The following is a 16,823-nucleotide window of genomic DNA, read 5'->3' as shown; positions in this document are numbered from 1 at the left end:
CTTACTTTTTATGGAGTGAGTATCAGTGGCACTTTGTTCTGACTAAAAGCGGCTTACATGTCTAATTTAACTACCGAAATTAATAAACGACGCACCTTTGCGATCATCTCGCATCCAGATGCGGGTAAAACCACCATTACAGAAAAAGTTCTGTTATTCGGACAAGCGATTCAAAAAGCCGGTACCGTAAAAGGCCGTGGCTCAAACCAGCACGCAAAATCAGACTGGATGGAAATGGAAAAAGAACGTGGTATCTCGGTAACCACGTCTGTTATGCAATTTCCTTACAATGAGCGTCTAGTTAATTTACTTGATACCCCAGGACACGAAGACTTCTCTGAAGATACTTACCGTACATTGACTGCGGTTGATTCATGTTTAATGGTAATCGACGCGGCGAAAGGTGTTGAGGATCGTACTCGTAAATTAATGGAAGTAACACGCTTACGTACTACACCTATTGTAACCTTTATGAATAAGTGTGACCGTGATATTCGTGACCCAATGGAGCTATTAGACGAAGTCGAAACTGAGCTAAACATCGCCTGTGCGCCTGTTACTTGGCCAATTGGTTGTGGTAAAGAATTCAAGGGTGTGTATCACATTCACCGTGAAGAAACGATTTTATACAGCACAGGCCAAGGCCATACAATTCAAGAAGTGCGCGTTATTAAAGGGTTAGACAACCCTGAACTTGATAATGCAATTGGTAGTGATCTTGCTGAGCAACTACGTGAAGAGCTCGAGCTTGTTATTGGCGCATCTCACGAGTTTGATTTAGAGCTGTTCTTAGCAGGTGAACTATCACCTGTGTATTTTGGTACCGCACTTGGTAACTTTGGTGTTGATCATGTTCTTGATGGCTTAACTGAGTGGGCGCCTGCGCCATTACCGCGCGAAACAGAAGACCGCCAAGTTGTAGCAACCGAGGAAAATTTCTCTGGTTTCGTATTTAAAATCCAAGCGAACATGGACCCTAAACACCGTGACCGTATCGCCTTTATGCGTATTGTATCGGGCAAATATAGCCAAGGTATGAAAATGAACCATGTGCGTATTGGTAAACAAGTGAGTATTTCTGATGCGGTAACCTTTATGGCCGGTGATCGTGAGCGAGCGCAAGATGCTTACGCGGGCGACATTATTGGTTTACATAACCATGGTACGATTCAAATTGGTGATACTTTCACGCAAGGCGAAAAAATGAAGTTTGGTGGTATTCCTAACTTCGCACCAGAATTATTCCGTCGTATTCGCTTAAAAGATCCATTAAAACAAAAGCAATTGTTGAAAGGCTTAGTTCAGCTCTCTGAAGAAGGCGCTGTGCAAGTATTCAGACCGCTTATTAATAACGACCTTATCGTTGGTGCGGTCGGTGTACTACAGTTTGATGTAGTTGTTGCACGCTTAAAAGCAGAATACAACGTTGATGCGATTTACGAAGGCGTGAGTGTTAACACTGCACGTTGGGTAAGCTCAGACGATACCAAAAAGCTTGAAGAGTTTAAGCGTAAGTGCGAAAGCAACTTAGCGCTTGATGGTGGCGATAACCTTACTTATATCGCGCCAAGTCGTGTAAACCTAAACTTGTCGATGGAGCGCTATCCAGACATCAAGTTCAACCATACACGCGAAAACTAATACGCTAAGTCTGCTTCAAATTTAAGTGCCCGCACAGCGGGCCATAAAGGTAAAATTACAATGAATATTCGTACTCTTTTAATCGAAAAGGCAATTGCTGCTATGGTTGCAGCAGGGTTACCTGAAGACACTAACCCAGCGGTCACGCAGAGCACACGCCCACAGTTTGGTGATTACCAAATCAATGGCGCAATGGGCGCGGCTAAAAAATTAAAATCAAACCCGCGTGAACTAGCACAAAAAATAATCGATAATCTAGACCTTGCTGATATCGCAGAAAAAACTGAAATCGCAGGCCCAGGTTTTATCAACATTCATTTAAAGCCTGAGTTTTTATCAGCTAGCTTAAAAGCAGCAAATGAAGACGAAAAGCTGGCTGTTGCGCCACATGCAACGGCGCAAAAAGTGGTGGTAGATTACTCATCTCCTAACCTTGCGAAAGAAATGCACGTAGGTCACTTACGTTCAACCATCATTGGTGATGCAGTTGTTCGTGCCCTTGAGTTCCGTGGCGATGACGTTGTTCGTCAAAACCACATGGGTGACTGGGGTACGCAGTTTGGTATGCTAATCGCGCACTTAGAAGATCAAATCAAGCAAGGTGTTGATTTAGAATCTGTGGCGTTAGCTGATTTAGAAACCTTCTACCGTGATGCGAAAAAGCGCTTTGATGATGAAGAAGGCTTTGCTGATAAAGCCCGTGATTACGTTGTTAAATTACAGGGTGGCGATGCACACTGTGAAAAACTATGGAAGTTATTTATTGCCACGTCTGTAAAGCACTCTGAAGAAGTTTACAAGCGTCTGAACGTGACACTTACGCAAGATGACATCATGGCAGAAAGTGCCTACAACAGCGAACTTGCCAACATTATCGCGCTATTAAAAGACAAAGACATTGCCGTTGAGTCTGAAGGCGCACAAGTGGTGTTCTTAGATGAACTGGCTAACAAAGACGGTGAGCCTTCAGTGTTTATCGTACAGAAATCAGGTGGTGGTTTCTTATATGCAACAACTGACTTAGCTGCTTGTGATTACCGTTCGAATAAACTGGGTGCTGATCGTATCTTAATCTTTGTAGATGCTCGTCAAAGCTTACACTTCAATCAAGTTGAGCTAACAGCACGTAAAGCGGGTTTATTACGTGATGAAACAAGCTATGAATTTTGCCCATTCGGTACCATGATGGGTGAAGACGGCAAGCCATTCAAAACACGTACGGGCGGTACAGTTAAACTTGCTGATTTACTTGAAGAGTCAATTACCCGTGCAGCAGCTAAACTTGCTGAGCGTGAGTCAGACTTAAGCGACGAAGAGCGTAGCGAAATTGCCCGTAAAGTAGGTATTGGCGCAGTGAAATATGCGGATCTGTCTAAGCACCGCACAAGCGACTATATTTTCAACTGGGATACTATGCTGAGCTTCGAAGGTGCGACAGCGCCTTACTTACAATATGCATATACGCGTGTTCGCAGTATCTTCCGTAAATCAGGTATCGATGCTGCGTCATTAATAGCAGACGTTGCAATCAACGAGCCACAAGAAAAAGCGTTGGCACTTAAACTTCTTCAGTTAGAAGAAGTACTTGATCTAATGATCAGCGAAGCAACACCGCACGTATTATGTGGATACCTATATGAACTAGCAAGCCTATATATGACGTTCTACGAAGCCTGCCCAGTTCTAAAAGAAGGCGTAGAGCCAAGTGTTCGTGACAGCCGTTTAGTACTGTGTAATTTGGTTGCGAAGACATTGAAAACAGGGTTGGATCTTTTAGGTATCGAAGTCATGGAGCAAATGTAATCACCGTCGTATTTTAACCTAATACTGCGTTGTCAAACCGACTGACCCTAATCACATACAAACCACGTATGCTCATAGGGATAAGTCGGTTTTCCGCCTTGTCTTAAGCTAAACTACTTAGGTGAATTCTGCTTCGTGTAGTTCGCTTTGACAGAACACTTGCAGGAGGCTTAAGTACTCAACGATAAGTCGGTTTTTCGCCTTGTCTTAGGCTAAACTACTTAGGTGAACTCTGCTTTGTGTAGTTCGCTTTGAGCGCAGCGAAACCCAACAAAATTGACAGCTCAATAACCTTGATTAATCTTTAGCCGATAGCGTAGAGGGAATTTTATGAAACTTGAAGATATTCGCCGTGAATATTTACAGGATGGTTTATCTGAAGAGATGCTTGATGCATCTCCAATCAAGCAGTTTGAAAAATGGCTTGAGCAAGCTGTTGCAACTAACTTACCTGATCCTACGGCGATGGTGGTAGCAACGGTTGATGAACATGGTCAGCCATCGCAGCGTATCGTGCTGTTAAAGCATCTTGATGAAAATGGCTTTGTGTTTTTTACCAATACCGGCTCGCGCAAAGCGCAGGAGCTCAAAGGTAATAACAAAATTTCTCTTCACTTTCCGTGGCACCATATGGAGCGACAAGTCATTGTCTATGGTGAGGCTAAATCCTTACCAACAACGGCTGTGGCTAAGTACTTTTTATCGCGTCCTAAAGAAAGCCAGTTAGCTGCATGGGCATCAGAGCAAAGTCGCCCAGTGTCATCACGCAAGGTGTTGATGGAAACATTCGCGAAAATGAAGCAAAAGTTTTCTGAGGGTGAAATTCCACTCCCCGATTTTTGGGGAGGCTATTGTGTTGAACCGACTAAAATCGAATTTTGGCAAGGTGGTGCGCACCGCTTACACGATCGCTTTATGTATCAACGCCAAGCCGACGGTAGTTGGCAGTTTGGTCGTTTAAATCCTTAAATGCGTTTTATCGATTCCCACTGCCACCTTGATTTTAGCGAATTTGATGAGACTCGCACAGAGCTCATCAAAGCATGCAAGCAAATAGGGATCGAGCACTTTATTGTGCCGGGTGTGAGCTTGGCACAATCTACAAAACTATTCTCTTTTGCTAAATCAGAGCCAAGTATCTCAGTTGCTTTAGGCTTACATCCTTATTTTTTATCTGATCACCAATCTCATCACCTTGCTGAATTAGAGCAGCTAGCAAAAGCCCATTTAGGGCAATTTATTGCCATCGGTGAATGTGGCCTAGATCGTAGTATTGATGACCTTGATAAACAAACGCAGCTTTTTGAAGGGCAAATAGAGCTTGCAAACCAACTTGCTTTACCACTGATTGTGCATCACAGACAAAGTCACGATTTAATTGCTCGCTCATTTAAGCGCTGTAAACCCAAATACGGTGGTGTTATTCATGCCTTTTCAGGCTCTGAACAACAAGCCCAGAGTTATATAAAACAAGGTTTTAAGTTGGGGGTCGGTGGCGTGATAAGTTACCCACGTGCAGCTAAAACTCGTAAAGTTATAAGCGCAATTGAGCCTCAGCATTTAGTGCTTGAAACCGATTCACCATCAATGCCGTTGGCAGGGTTTCAAGGGCTGGTAAATACACCACTTAAAGTGCGTGATGTATTTACTCATTTGTGTGAACTTAAAGATGTAACGGGCGATGCGCAAAAAGAGCTTGCTCAGGCACTTTATGAATCTTGCTCCGCACTTTTTCGCATATAACGATTGACTTGCCAGCGTTTTAACCCTCGGCCAAGTTGCCAAGTAAAAATACAAGTAATTACAAGCATAAGAAGCACTTGGCGGCCTAAATCATGAAAGCTGCTGTGGCTTGTCGCTATAGAAGCTTGTGTTAAATAAGTAATAGCAACAAAGCCAATAGGGCGCTCGTCATCACTTATCACAGGTTCTACGAAAGGAGTTTTTAAGCGGCTAATACCTGGTGTTGAATCTGGCAGTAAGCCAAAGGTGTGATGGCTTTGCCAGTTATCACTTGCGGCTATTTGTATCCCTTGTTGATCATAGATGGTTGCTGCTAAAACAAACTCATCTTCAGCAATGTTATTGCACAGCATATTCAGCGCAGGCTTATTCTTCTCCTGTAAAGGGGTCTGTGCATTGAGTGCCATAAATTTAGTGAGGCTGATAGCGGTGCTATTTGAACTGTCATAAAGTAGTTGATGAGATTGAAAACTACTATTAACCGCAACCCAACTTAAAAGCACAAAACATGCGGCCGCTAAGCTTAATCGCACCAGTCGTTGGCGATAGCTGGCGGAAAAAGGAGGCTTAAGATGGTTATTTTTCATAGTCACCGAATGCGCTGCTGACAGCTTTTATGATTGATGATACAACTAAGTCTGTATAATAACCTTATTAGTTAATTGATTACGAGTAGCAAATACGCGTTTAATCACAGACATAAGTCTAATTGGAGCCACTATGTCACAGCTTAGCTTAGCTGCAACCAGTTCAGCAAATTTAGCCGAAGAAATAATACTAAATTGCTGGTATGAAATTAAAAATAATCATCTTATTCAGACCAATTTACTACCTAAAGCAAATCATGGCGTAGCAAGTGTTGCATTTGGTTGTGAATTCTCAGCAGCTAAATTGCTTAACCTTGTAGAGTTTTTGTCGCAACATGGTTTTAGTAATCTCTCTATTTGTTGCTATCAGCCTACAGAAACACTGTTACCAGCATGGTGCCTATACAGTGATTCAGCAAAGCCATTGAGTCCTTTGTTATTGCAAGCGTTTTCTGCTGAGCAAGGTTATCAGTTAGTGCAGCTTACAAACCCTGCTAATGTGAATGAAGCAGGGCTCTTATTAATGGATATGGACTCTACAGCGATTACGATAGAGTGTATTGATGAAATAGCACGTTTAGCTGATGTGTACGATGAGGTTGCAGCTGTCACTGCGCAAGCGATGGCAGGTCAACTTGACTTTACACAAAGCTTAAATCAACGAGTAGCAAAGCTTGCAGGTATCGATGTAGCGTTAATCAATGAGCTAAAGCTAAATCTACCTCTGATGCCTGGCATTACCGAATTGTGCCAGTATCTAAAAGCGCATAATTGGCACCTTGCCATTGCTTCTGGTGGTTTTGTGCCATTTGCAGAACACGTTCAATCACTTATTGGTCTTGATGAAGTGCACGCCAATACGCTCGAATTTAAAGATAACCGCCTGACAGGTAAAGTAACTGGAACGATTGTTGATGCCGAGCAAAAAGCACGCGTGCTCGAGCAAATTCAACAAAGACTCGGGCTTGATAACCGTCAAACCGTTGCCATGGGTGATGGCGCGAATGATTTAAAAATGATGGCTAAAGCAGGGCTTGGCGTTGCTGTTCATGGTAAACCTAAAGTAGTCGAACAGGCAGATACAGCAATTAATGAAGGTTCTCTGTTACAAGTTGCATACCTACTAGCAATCCCATTAGATTACACGCTTTAACCATATTTTTTTACGCTTATTCATTTCTGTTTTGAGTACCTCATCAATATCAAAATGAGTAAGCGCTTCATCTGTTATGTCAATTACATCCCCAACCCCTGCAACAGCCCAGAGTGCTTCTTCAAGGTCTTTTGCTTTATGTAGTGCATACTGGCTTACATATTTAAGCTCATTTGATAAATAGTCTATGTCTGGACGGCCAGTGCGAGACACATACAAACGAAAGATAAACACTAAATCATTTTTGAGTGCTTTTTTTATAAATAAGGTCTGTGGCTGATAGTCATCTTCACTAATACAGCGGCTGGTTATTGCTTCGTTGATTGTTGCTTTACGTGGATCAAAACGTACAAATAAAGTAAATGGTAAAGGTGGATCTTGGCGACTACGATCTTTAATCAGTGGTGTGATCACCTCTGTGATCTGATCGGTAGATAAAAAGCCATCGATCTGCGTTTGCTCATTTAGCAGGGCAAAGTTTTGTAAAAGTATATGTAATGGCGTCGGGTATAAGCCAAGCCCGATCGCGCCTGCTTTAAAATGAGCGGCTTCCTTATGGAAGTACAACGGAAGCTGGCAAACACTTTTAGTCACCATGTTTCTTAGTGCTGTAGAAAGCCCTGGTATTTTGGGGGACTCTTCACAGGCGTGCAACTTATCTTTATTGTTTTCAATAAGTGCCGTGAAAAATTGAATGCCCATATGGGGTAAGTCAGTAAGACGGTGTACTTTTAAGTTAACAGTTGTTAGTGATTTGCTTATCGCCATCACTTCATAAGCAAGGCTTGATAAGTCATGTTTTTTAGTTATTTTTTGTAAATCGGGAAGGCTTAACTTAATTATATCGCCTTTTTTAAACTCAACAGGGTTATCACACTCAATTTGTAGACCCATGACCGATAGATCACGAGTATGGCCTGAAATTATTTTGTCATTATGAGTAACAGAGACCGCTGTTTTATATAAATAACGTTTATGAGCGCGTAAATTGACGTATTCAAGCGCGACAGGTGTAAGTGGCGGCGGCGTTTTATGTTTAGTATGACCAAACTGCTTTAATTGATTCACTAACCGCTTGTCGAATGTACGTTGCTGGTAAGTGTGTTGCTCATACTTCGAACCAACAGCAGTTAGAATTAATAAGTACTTAACATCTTTAATAAGCCCCTGAACTCTAGGGCTTGGTGGCTTATTTAGCTTTTCGATATCCTTACCTGCACTACTCGGTAAAGATAGCGGAATATATGAATCTTCAGGGTGGCTTGGCATTAATTGTAACTTAAAGCATTGCCAGCTCTCTTTTTGGCTACCAAAACCAAAAAATAAATTTCGAATTTCAGGTTGGCTATCAAGTTCCGTTCGTGTGGCTGAGTAATAATAAATTTTTCCAGCGACCACATGCGTAAAGGTATACAGGTACTCCTCTTTTACTGCATCGACAGTACTTAAAAGATGACCTATTCGCTGTTGGTTTATAATGCTATATAAGCATGACAGCTTACGTTCATCACAAAAATAACGATGTATAAATGCATTATTTTCGGTTGTTAACGCTAAAGTGGGGTATAACTTATTACCTTGTAAGCTTAAAAAAGTGTAAAGCGAGGTAACACGCGGGATATAATATTGTTCATAGCCTTTCGAAACAACTGCATCCAAGGTGTTATCGAGGTTAATCTTGTAGCGGCGCTTATTGCCGTGAATAAAGCTTTTTAGAAAGCTATCGAATTGTTCATTATTCTCAATAAAGGTGCGTTTTAAGCGAACATGATTGTACTCACGCGACACTTGCTCTACAGCAACAACTTCGTATTGAATGCCGTTTTTTAAACCTAACTCAAAGTCTTGTTCAAGCCCAACTAAGCGTAAACCAATTAATTGTCCCTTGGTGACTTTATATTTAGGTGAGAGCTTGATTTTTGCGCCGCTTAGGGAGATGTCTGAAGTCGAAGCCGATATTTTGCCGCTCTTATCTAGCTCAACAGTAATTTTTATTGAGTAGTTCATGCGCTCTTCACGACGACTTTCATAAGAGGCAAATTTAATTACTTTGGCAGGTAAGTCGCCGTTATCTTCGATTGAAGAGGTATTTTCGTTTGCTTTTTTTTGCATTACTCTGTGGTTATTTTCGGTATTCATAACCGCTTCGTATACAGCAAGCGTGTAACCACCGTGGCGTTTGATTGCGTCTTCGAACACCTCAATGGCCATGTCGTCCATAAAATGTTGCTTGCCTTCGTGTTCGTAAGGCCTAACTTGACCGGTAACTTGACCTCGTAAATCTATAAAGCGAGCCACAGGCTGAGATAAACGTGACATTTCCATTTTGATCAAAAACTGCTCTGGCTTTGTTAAGCTAGCTGTCTTTGATTTAAATAGTTTGTCGAACTGGGGAGTGCCTAAATGTGCCTTGAGCTCTTCAACAAGGTCTTCATATTTAAGCAGTATGTCTTCAGCCATTTATAAAACCATCACCGTCAATCGAAAAAAGTAGGTATACTAGCAGGCAACCACAGTGTTAAAACGCCTTGCGAACCACTTTTTATTTCATTAGTTATTGTTATAGGTATTCGCCAAATAAATGGCAAGCACTGTAAAACTTTATTTGTAAGCAAAAACTATGCCCTAAAATATAGCGTTATTACGCAGTTAAGCGAATAAAGCCTTAAGGGAATTGATTTGAGGTACGTCCGTTGTGTGTCGTCTCTAGAGATGCCGACATCTTAAATCGTTAGTTCAGTTGTCTATTGTACATTTAAATACATCACAAATCAGCGACCAAAATAGGTAAAGCTCAATGGCAAAATCAGCAAAAATCGAATTTGTCTGCACAGAGTGCGGTATGAACTATCAGCGTTGGCAGGGGCAGTGTAAATGCGGTGCTTGGAATACACTGGCAGAATTTAAACCTTCAGCAGGGCAATCTAAACAAGCTGCAAGTCGCGCAGCGGTGGCAGGTTATGCCGGAGGCGCTGGTGGCGGTTCTAAAAAAATTAATGAGGTCGAAACGGCTGAAGCTGAAAAACGTCTGACTGAAATTGGCGAACTTGATCGCGTGCTTAGTGGCGGTGTCACCACAGGTTCGGTGAATATTATTTCTGGTGATCCAGGAGCAGGTAAAACGACCTTGTTGTCCGATTTAATTGCGCGTATGTCAAAATTAATGCCCTCTTTGTACTGTACCGCTGAAGAATCATTATCGCAGTTTAAAAACCGAGTTAATCGCTTGCGTTTGGATTATAACCAAGATGAGCTTTACTTACTGTCTGAAACCAGTGTTGAAGCGATTATCGAAGAGCTTGATAAAAATAAAATTAAATTTGCTGTTATTGACTCAATTCAGGCTGTGGTAACTGAAACGGCAAACGGCAGCCCCGGTTCACCATCGCAAGTTAAAAGCGCAGCACAAGCGTTAACACAATACTGTAAGCAACATGACGTGACTATGTTTATCATTGCTCATGTTAATAAAAACAATGAAATAGCGGGTCCACAAACGTTAGTGCATATTGTTGATGCACTGCTTCATATAGATACTAACGACGGACAAATACGTACCTTACGTGCTAACAAAAACCGTTTTGGTGATATTGATACGGTGGGGATTTTCAGAATGTGTGAGCGCGGTATGCTCAGTGTTGATAACCCAAGTGAGATATTTTTATCGGGTTCAAGTACTGAATCGCCAGGTTCAGCAATCACTTGTATTCGTAAGGGGAACCGTAACCTCCTCCTAGAAATTCAATGTTTAACAACAGAAACCGAAGCAGAGTTTCCACAACGTGTTTGCGTTGGATTGAATATGAATCGAATTAAAATGCTTACCGGTATATTACGCAAACATACAAAAACGAAAATTTTCCATGATACTTTTTTCAATATTGTTGGCGGCTTAAAGATAGATGAGTCAGAGACTTGTATTGACCTTGCTTTAGTCGCGGCACTGTTAAGCAGTCTCAATGAATTTGTTGTGCCTAGGACAACTTGCATCATGGGGGAACTGAGCTTAAACGGTGATGTCAGACCTATAGATAGTGGTGTGCCGCGAGTAAAAGAGGCTGCACAGCATGGTTTTACAGAAATATTTATTCCATATCGAAACTACCATAAATCAATGGAAGGTTTAGGAGCAAAAATTACGCCTGTGAAAACGGTGCATGAGCTCTTGTCATTAATTAATTAGTGACAATTTGATAAGCTAGGGTTGTGTTGAACCTTTAAGCTCAACATTCTCAAGAAATTAGCACCAACTTAAAGGAAATAAAATGAAGAAGTTAGTAATTGCAGTTGCTGTCGCAGCTGTTGCCGGTGGCGCATATTATGCGAACTACACAGCAACACAGGAAGTGAAAAAAGTGGTTGATCAGCAAATTGCTGCACTATCAGCCCAAAGTGGTGTTGAGGTGATGTATGATGATATTTCAGCGAGTGTATTTAATAACAGTGTGCAGCTATCTGGCATCAAAGTGCAAAGTGTTGAAGGTGATGAGCAAGTTGCCAGTATTGATACCATTAAAGTAACAGGCTATGAGGAAGATGCCATTCCTCCGCACACTGGGTTTGTAATGACTAACTTTCGCTTTAGCGATTCTTTCTTGGCACAGCTGCCACAAAGCGCCAACAGTAAGCTAGCCTCTAAAAGCTATAATGTAGACTCATCGCTTGATTACAATAAAGACTCAGGTGATAGTGACTTTGCGCTGAAAGTAACCGCAGCGGATGTAGCTGATGTGACGTTTAATTTAGGGTTAGCCAAGTCTACCCCTTTGATGGAAGCATCACTTGCTATTAGCCAACAACAAAAAGCTTCTGGCGGTGCACAACCAACTCTTGAGCAACAGCTTCAGCAGCAGTCAAAGATGATGGCTGCCATGTCTGAGTTGGAGCCTCGCAGTGTAGAGTTTGCGATTGAAAATCAAGGTGAATTAAAAGCGGTAGTAGAAAGCTTTTTAAAAGCGCAAGGTATGACCCACGAGCAATTTCAGCAAATGGTCACAATGCAGCTGCAACAAGCTCCTGTTAGCGCAGATTTAGCGACAGCGATTACTAATTTTGCCAACGGTTTATCTTCATTATCTTTGTCTGCAAGTTTACCTGAGGGCAAAACGATGCTAGAAATTAACCAACAAATTATGAGCCTAGCAGGTCAACCAGAAGAACTTGCTAAATTTATCAATTTAGACGCTAAAGGAGAATAAGTAACTAACGTTAAGTTACTTATTCTTTTAGAAAATAACCTTAAAACTTAGCGGTATCAGACTGGCTGACTTTAAGGTTATTTTTCACACGGCTAACTCCTTGGCTGTGCTCTAAAAACTTTTGTGCCAATGCGCGTTTAAAGCCCGTTTCCGTGGAACCGTATAATTCAATCGTATCACCGTTAACAATAACTTGTAGGTTCTCGATAGAAAAATTAGGATTACTCATCAGCTTGTGAAGTGCTAATTGCTGAAGTCGAGGTTGAGCCGATGTGCTAGTAGTTAATACACTGGTATTAGCGCTAACTTGTGTTGCGCATGCAAGTAAAAAAATACAACAAAATGATGTAAGTACTACTGTTAGTTTAAAACGGTTCATACGATTCCCTCGTGAATGATGAGCATATGCTGAACCAGTTACAATTTTTATTCCAATATTTAATATGTTGATTTTAAAGGATAATATATTTTAACTAGTTATTTCAGGAAAAAAAGCTATGAATTAATTACACACTAGTTAGTAAAAACGGCAGCAAAAAGTACACACAAAAATGCCGTGACAAGCACGGCATTTTTTAGTTATTACAGTATCTACGAAGATTATTTTTTCTTTTTCGCTTTTACCTTTGCTTTCTTTTTAGCCTTCATCTTTACTGGATCCTTTTTCTTTTTCGACGGGATCTTTGCTTCTTTGTGTTGTGGCTCTAACCCTTTAATAACACGACGCTTTAACTTTTGTTCAATATAACGTTCAACCTTACCCAAAATAGCAACGTCATGTGCTTCTACAAATGAAATTGCTGTGCCTTTTTTACCTGCACGACCTGTACGGCCAATTCGGTGCACATACACATCTGCTGTACGGGGCATATCAAAGTTAATTACATGGCTAATATCAGCTACATCAATACCACGTGCCGCTACGTCAGTTGCAACTAAAATTTTATTGCGACCAGAATGGAAATTTTCCATTGCTTTCATGCGTTTATCTTGTGGCATTTCACCACGTAGCCAAGCTACACGAAGTCCTTCGTTGTTTAGAGCGCCAATCAGAGTTTCAAGGCGCTCACGTGTTTTTACAAAGACAATGGCTTTTTGCAGCTCGTCACTGTTAAGCGTATCAATGAGCATCTTTAATTTGTGATTATAATCATCAGCTAAGTGCACCCACTGGTGAATTTTGCCTTTTTCTTTACGTGACGACTCTGCTTCGAGTAGTGCAGGGTCATTCAAAATACGCTCGGCAAACAACTCAACGCTGTCGCCTTCTAACGTGGCAGAGAATAAGAAGCATTGACGACGATTACGTGCTTCATCACAGATACGTAGCATTTCTTTACGAAAGCCCATATCAAGCATGCGATCCGCTTCATCGAGAATAAGCATTTCGACGTTTTCAGCATGGAAGTTCTCAGTTTCAAGGTATTCCATTAAGCGACCTGGTGTCGCAATAAGAATGTCGTTATTGCTTTCAAAAATCTCTTTATGTGTCCCATAGTTAATACCGCCCGTGACAACACCTATTTTTAAGTGCGTTTGTGCAGCTAGCAGTTCACATTGCTCATGAATTTGATAAGCAAGTTCACGAGTGGGGGTCATGATCAGCACCCGTGCAAAACCTGGATCGCGACGTGGGAAGTCAAGCAAGTATTGAATTGCAGGAATCAAAAACGCGGCTGTTTTACCCGTACCTGTAGGGGCAGATGCCAAAATATCACGACCTTGTAGTGCTTCAGGGATCGCTTGTTGTTGAATACTTGTTGGCGTATCAAAACCCATTTTATTGATGGCATTTAACAGCTTGTTATCGATATCAAATTCAGAAAATTGCATAGAGTGACATAAATAGAGGACAATTAGAGTTGATTATACTAGCTATCAGCACTGTGGTGAATGAAAAGGTGAAAAAATGTCAGGCTTTGTGTTTAAACAATTTACAGTTGAGCAAACTCGTTCTGCGATGAAGGTTTCGACAGATGGTATTTTATTAGGTGCTTGGGCTGAATTGGCAAATGCAAAATACCTTCTCGATATAGGAACAGGAACGGGATTGCTTGCTTTGATGGCAAAACAGCGTGCGCCAAAGGCGAAAGTGGTGGCAATCGAAGTAGATGCTGAGGCGTGCATTGATGCTAAGTTTAACTTTGCAAATAGTCCTTGGCCTGAAATTTGTTTACATCATGGTGCCATACAGTCTTTTCAATCAACACAGCCCTTTGATGTAATTATTACTAATCCTCCGTATTTTAATGCGAGTCTAAAAGGGGACAATGAAGCACGTAATACGGCGCGTCATACAGATGGTCTTGGTTTTTCCGAGTTAATTGAGTGTTGTACTAGGTTAAGTCACGCCAACACCTTACTAAATGTAATTTTACCCTGCAAAGAGGCATCTTCTTTTATTGAACAAGCTAACTGTAAAGGGTGGAACTTGGCGCGTATGTGTAATGTACGCACCACATTAAAAAAGCCACCCAGCCGAAGTTTAATGTTATTTTCTTTACAGTCTGAGTTGTGTCAGACACGTTCTTTGACTATTCATGCTGCAGATGGCGGCTATAGTGATGAGTATGTTTCTTTGTGTAAGGATTTCTATTTAAAAATGTAACTATCTAAAAATAGAGTGTTTACTCAAGCCTTGCTATAGTGGTGGCGTTTTAAAATTATAAGAGCTGTTTATGTTACGTTTATCTATAACTTTAAGTGCATTACTTTTCTCTCAATATACTTTTGCTGCGTTGAATCCTGTGGGACTTTGGAAAACAATAAATGAAGAGACAAATGAAGCAAAATCACTGGTACGCATTAGCGAACAAAATGGCGTATTAACAGGCAAAGTAGAAAAAATTCTAAATCCAGCAAAGCAGGATGCTGTCTGTGAAGAGTGTGATGGTGATAAGAAAAATCAACCAATTCTTGGCATGACAATAATCGAGGGTGCAACTGATGCGGGAGATGGAAGCTGGCAAGATGGTGAGATTCTTGACCCGAATAGCGGTAAGACCTATACCTTAAAACTGACGCCACAAGAACAAGGTCAAGTACTTGAAGTTCGCGGTTATATTGCTTTTTTCTACCGTAACCAGTATTGGCAGCGTGTAGAGTAAACACTAGAAAAGCCAAGCAATGCTTGGCTTTATAGGCGTTATTTTTACAAGCTTTCGCTATATTCAGTCATGACTTGTTCAACCCACGAGGCAATGCGTTCATCGCTCAGTTCATATTGACTGTCTTCATCAAGTGCTAAGCCAACAAACTGTTTACCATCTTCAGTGAGTGCTTTTGAAGCCTCGAACTCGTAACTGTCATCATTTGGCCACTTACCTAATAAAGTGATCGTTTGGTCGCAAATTTCATCGTGTAACATACCGAGCGCATCTTGGAACCACTGGCCGTAACCTTGTTGATCGCCCATGCCAAACAGAGCCACGGTTTTACCATTTAGGTTAACATCTTTAATGTCGTCCCAAATTGATTCCCAATCTTCCTGTAATTCACCGAAGTCCCACGTTGAAATGCCGAAAATAACAAAATCGAATTGCTCAGCATTTTTTAATGGCTCATCTTTGATATTGTGAAGACTCACTATGTCTTGGCCGATAATATCGCGAATTTTTTCAGCTGCTATTTCTGTGTAGCAGGTTGTAGAACCATAAAATAAACCAATCTGCATCGTATTTATCACTGTGTATTTGCCTGATATGATAGGCGTAAGTTTACCGTAAGGTATAATCAATTGATACCTTGATAAGGATGAGAGTACGCGTGGCTGATAATAATTCCCAAGCCCAAAAAGGTGTAATAACAGCAAATAACGCCGAACATTTAGAGTTATTTTTAGATACGCTGTATCTTGAGCAGGGAGTCAGCGAAAATACACTCGCTGCTTATCGCAGTGACCTTGAAAAGTTTTGTCAATTTTTAAAAGATAAAGATCTTCTAGCTGTGAGTAATGAAGATATTGAAGCGTATTTAGCATATCGCGTTGATTTAGGCCTTAAATCACGCAGTACCGCGCGTAGTATTAGCGCACTTAAACGTTTTTATCAGTATTTTGTACGTGAAAAAGCGATAGCTGATTCGCCGATGGTCAATATTGCTCAGCCAAAAGCAGGGCAGTCATTACCTAAAACGCTGTCAGAAGCCGAGGTTGAAGCACTCCTTGGGGCTCCTGATATCGAAGATCCAATGGGGCTTCGCGATAAGGCCATGCTTGAGCTTTTATATGCAACAGGACTTCGTGTTACTGAGCTGGTGGGGCTTCGAATGGAGCAGATTAACTTGCGTCAAGCTGTGGTGTTTGTAAAAGGTAAAGGTAATAAAGAACGTTTAGTGCCCCTTGGTGAAGAAGCCATGTATTGGCTAGAACAGTTTCTGAAAGTAGGCCGTTCGCATATGATTAAGCATGCCACTGATTTTGTGTTTCCATCTAAACGTGGAATCGGCATGACACGACAAACCTTTTGGCATCGTATTAAACACTATGCTATTTTGGCATCAGTTGAATCACCATTATCACCACATACGCTGCGTCATGCGTTTGCAACGCATTTGCTTAATCATGGAGCTGATTTGAGGGTGGTACAAATGATGTTAGGTCATAGTGACTTATCAACAACTCAAATTTATACCCATGTAGCCAATGAGAGATTGAAGTCGGTACACGAGCAACATCACCCACGTGCGTAGTGCAAGATT

15 protein-coding genes are annotated in these 16,823 nt (G+C 41.3%); 10 read left to right on the top strand and 5 right to left on the bottom strand.

Features of this window, described 5'->3' with window-relative positions; all coding sequences use genetic code 11:
* Window positions 1-57: 57 nt before the first annotated feature.
* The 4 genes from prfC (at window position 58) to L3V41_RS03105 (ending at window position 5,187) form a co-directional block, all read left to right on the top strand.
* Window positions 58-1,641 carry a peptide chain release factor 3 gene (gene prfC / locus L3V41_RS03120; RefSeq protein ID WP_237114370.1) on the top strand — a complete coding sequence of 528 codons (1,584 nt, stop codon included), beginning with the start codon at window positions 58-60 and terminating at the stop codon, window positions 1,639-1,641.
* 60 nt (window positions 1,642-1,701) lie between these two features.
* Window positions 1,702-3,444 (top strand): arginine--tRNA ligase, encoded by a 1,743-nt coding sequence (gene argS, locus L3V41_RS03115; RefSeq protein WP_237127149.1) that lies wholly within the window; start codon window positions 1,702-1,704, stop codon window positions 3,442-3,444.
* A 330-nt stretch (window positions 3,445-3,774) separates the two neighbouring features.
* On the top strand, window positions 3,775-4,413 hold the full coding sequence (gene pdxH, locus L3V41_RS03110) for a pyridoxamine 5'-phosphate oxidase (RefSeq protein WP_237127148.1): 639 nt from the start codon (window positions 3,775-3,777) through the stop codon (window positions 4,411-4,413).
* Window positions 4,414-5,187, top strand: a complete 774-nt coding sequence (locus tag L3V41_RS03105) for a TatD family hydrolase (protein WP_062569567.1) — start codon at window positions 4,414-4,416, stop codon at window positions 5,185-5,187.
* Here L3V41_RS03105 and L3V41_RS03100 read toward each other — a convergent pair.
* Complete coding sequence (locus L3V41_RS03100) at window positions 5,154-5,774, bottom strand: AhpA/YtjB family protein (RefSeq protein ID WP_130149613.1); 621 nt, start codon at window positions 5,772-5,774, stop codon at window positions 5,154-5,156. The two genes, L3V41_RS03105 and L3V41_RS03100, sit on opposite strands and share 34 nt — an antisense overlap.
* A gap of 133 nt (window positions 5,775-5,907) precedes the next feature.
* On the opposite strand from L3V41_RS03100, the gene serB reads away from it, so the two are divergent.
* Complete coding sequence (serB, locus tag L3V41_RS03095) at window positions 5,908-6,927, top strand: phosphoserine phosphatase SerB (RefSeq protein WP_237114366.1); 1,020 nt, start codon at window positions 5,908-5,910, stop codon at window positions 6,925-6,927.
* On the opposite strand, the gene L3V41_RS03090 is transcribed toward serB, so the two are convergent.
* A complete protein-coding gene (locus L3V41_RS03090; RefSeq protein ID WP_237127147.1) occupies window positions 6,910-9,387 on the bottom strand; it encodes a PilZ domain-containing protein in 2,478 nt (825 codons plus the stop codon). The two genes, serB and L3V41_RS03090, sit on opposite strands and share 18 nt — an antisense overlap.
* A 337-nt stretch (window positions 9,388-9,724) precedes the next feature.
* On the opposite strand from L3V41_RS03090, the gene radA reads away from it, so the two are divergent.
* Together radA and L3V41_RS03080 are read left to right on the top strand one after the other, a co-directional pair.
* Window positions 9,725-11,110, top strand: coding sequence for a DNA repair protein RadA (gene radA / locus L3V41_RS03085; RefSeq protein WP_062569571.1), 1,386 nt, complete (start codon window positions 9,725-9,727; stop codon window positions 11,108-11,110).
* An 82-nt stretch (window positions 11,111-11,192) separates the two neighbouring features.
* Window positions 11,193-12,125 carry a hypothetical protein gene (locus tag L3V41_RS03080; protein ID WP_062569572.1) on the top strand — a complete coding sequence of 311 codons (933 nt, stop codon included), beginning with the start codon at window positions 11,193-11,195 and terminating at the stop codon, window positions 12,123-12,125.
* 40 nt (window positions 12,126-12,165) lie between these two features.
* Here L3V41_RS03080 and L3V41_RS03075 read toward each other — a convergent pair whose 3' ends face one another.
* Window positions 12,166-12,504: a hypothetical protein gene (locus tag L3V41_RS03075; RefSeq protein ID WP_062569573.1), complete on the bottom strand. Its 339-nt coding sequence runs from the start codon at window positions 12,502-12,504 to the stop codon at window positions 12,166-12,168.
* 221 nt (window positions 12,505-12,725) lie between these two features.
* Window positions 12,726-13,958, bottom strand: a complete 1,233-nt coding sequence (srmB, locus tag L3V41_RS03070) for an ATP-dependent RNA helicase SrmB (RefSeq protein WP_062569574.1) — start codon at window positions 13,956-13,958, stop codon at window positions 12,726-12,728.
* 76 nt (window positions 13,959-14,034) lie between these two features.
* On the opposite strand from srmB, the gene L3V41_RS03065 reads away from it, so the two are divergent.
* Window positions 14,035-14,733 (top strand): methyltransferase, encoded by a 699-nt coding sequence (locus tag L3V41_RS03065; RefSeq protein WP_193987709.1) that lies wholly within the window; start codon window positions 14,035-14,037, stop codon window positions 14,731-14,733.
* A gap of 70 nt (window positions 14,734-14,803) precedes the next feature.
* Entirely contained in the window at window positions 14,804-15,232 is a 429-nt protein-coding gene (locus tag L3V41_RS03060) for a DUF2147 domain-containing protein (RefSeq protein ID WP_193987708.1), read from the top strand.
* Window positions 15,233-15,276: 44 nt separating this feature from the next.
* Here L3V41_RS03060 and fldB read toward each other — a convergent pair whose 3' ends face one another.
* Entirely contained in the window at window positions 15,277-15,798 is a 522-nt protein-coding gene (fldB, locus tag L3V41_RS03055; protein ID WP_062570025.1) for a flavodoxin FldB, read from the bottom strand.
* Window positions 15,799-15,890: 92 nt separating this feature from the next.
* Here fldB and xerD point away from each other — a divergent pair, with 92 nt between their 5' ends.
* Window positions 15,891-16,814 carry a site-specific tyrosine recombinase XerD gene (xerD, locus tag L3V41_RS03050; RefSeq protein WP_228074317.1) on the top strand — a complete coding sequence of 308 codons (924 nt, stop codon included), beginning with the start codon at window positions 15,891-15,893 and terminating at the stop codon, window positions 16,812-16,814.
* Window positions 16,815-16,823: the final 9 nt, after the last annotated feature.

Origin of the sequence: Pseudoalteromonas sp. L21, assembly GCF_021728035.1 — a bacterium.
GTDB classification, from domain to species: domain Bacteria; phylum Pseudomonadota; class Gammaproteobacteria; order Enterobacterales; family Alteromonadaceae; genus Pseudoalteromonas; species Pseudoalteromonas arabiensis.
This window is presented reverse-complemented; position numbering and strand designations above follow the sequence as displayed.

What these genes read in the sequence shown, in the direction of transcription:
- L3V41_RS03060 (WP_193987708.1), top strand. Translation starts at nt 14,804, where the DNA reads ATGTTACGTTTATCTATAACTTTAAGTGCATTACTTTTCTCTCAATAT.
- L3V41_RS03105 (WP_062569567.1), top strand. Translation starts at nt 4,414, where the DNA reads ATGCGTTTTATCGATTCCCACTGCCACCTTGATTTTAGCGAATTTGAT.
- L3V41_RS03100 (WP_130149613.1), bottom strand. Translation starts at nt 5,774, where the DNA reads ATGAAAAATAACCATCTTAAGCCTCCTTTTTCCGCCAGCTATCGCCAA.
- pdxH (WP_237127148.1), top strand. Translation starts at nt 3,775, where the DNA reads ATGAAACTTGAAGATATTCGCCGTGAATATTTACAGGATGGTTTATCT.
- L3V41_RS03080 (WP_062569572.1), top strand. Translation starts at nt 11,193, where the DNA reads ATGAAGAAGTTAGTAATTGCAGTTGCTGTCGCAGCTGTTGCCGGTGGC.
- radA (WP_062569571.1), top strand. Translation starts at nt 9,725, where the DNA reads ATGGCAAAATCAGCAAAAATCGAATTTGTCTGCACAGAGTGCGGTATG.
- L3V41_RS03090 (WP_237127147.1), bottom strand. Translation starts at nt 9,387, where the DNA reads ATGGCTGAAGACATACTGCTTAAATATGAAGACCTTGTTGAAGAGCTC.
- fldB (WP_062570025.1), bottom strand. Translation starts at nt 15,798, where the DNA reads ATGCAGATTGGTTTATTTTATGGTTCTACAACCTGCTACACAGAAATA.
- srmB (WP_062569574.1), bottom strand. Translation starts at nt 13,958, where the DNA reads ATGCAATTTTCTGAATTTGATATCGATAACAAGCTGTTAAATGCCATC.
- L3V41_RS03075 (WP_062569573.1), bottom strand. Translation starts at nt 12,504, where the DNA reads ATGAACCGTTTTAAACTAACAGTAGTACTTACATCATTTTGTTGTATT.
- serB (WP_237114366.1), top strand. Translation starts at nt 5,908, where the DNA reads ATGTCACAGCTTAGCTTAGCTGCAACCAGTTCAGCAAATTTAGCCGAA.
- argS (WP_237127149.1), top strand. Translation starts at nt 1,702, where the DNA reads ATGAATATTCGTACTCTTTTAATCGAAAAGGCAATTGCTGCTATGGTT.
- prfC (WP_237114370.1), top strand. Translation starts at nt 58, where the DNA reads ATGTCTAATTTAACTACCGAAATTAATAAACGACGCACCTTTGCGATC.
- L3V41_RS03065 (WP_193987709.1), top strand. Translation starts at nt 14,035, where the DNA reads ATGTCAGGCTTTGTGTTTAAACAATTTACAGTTGAGCAAACTCGTTCT.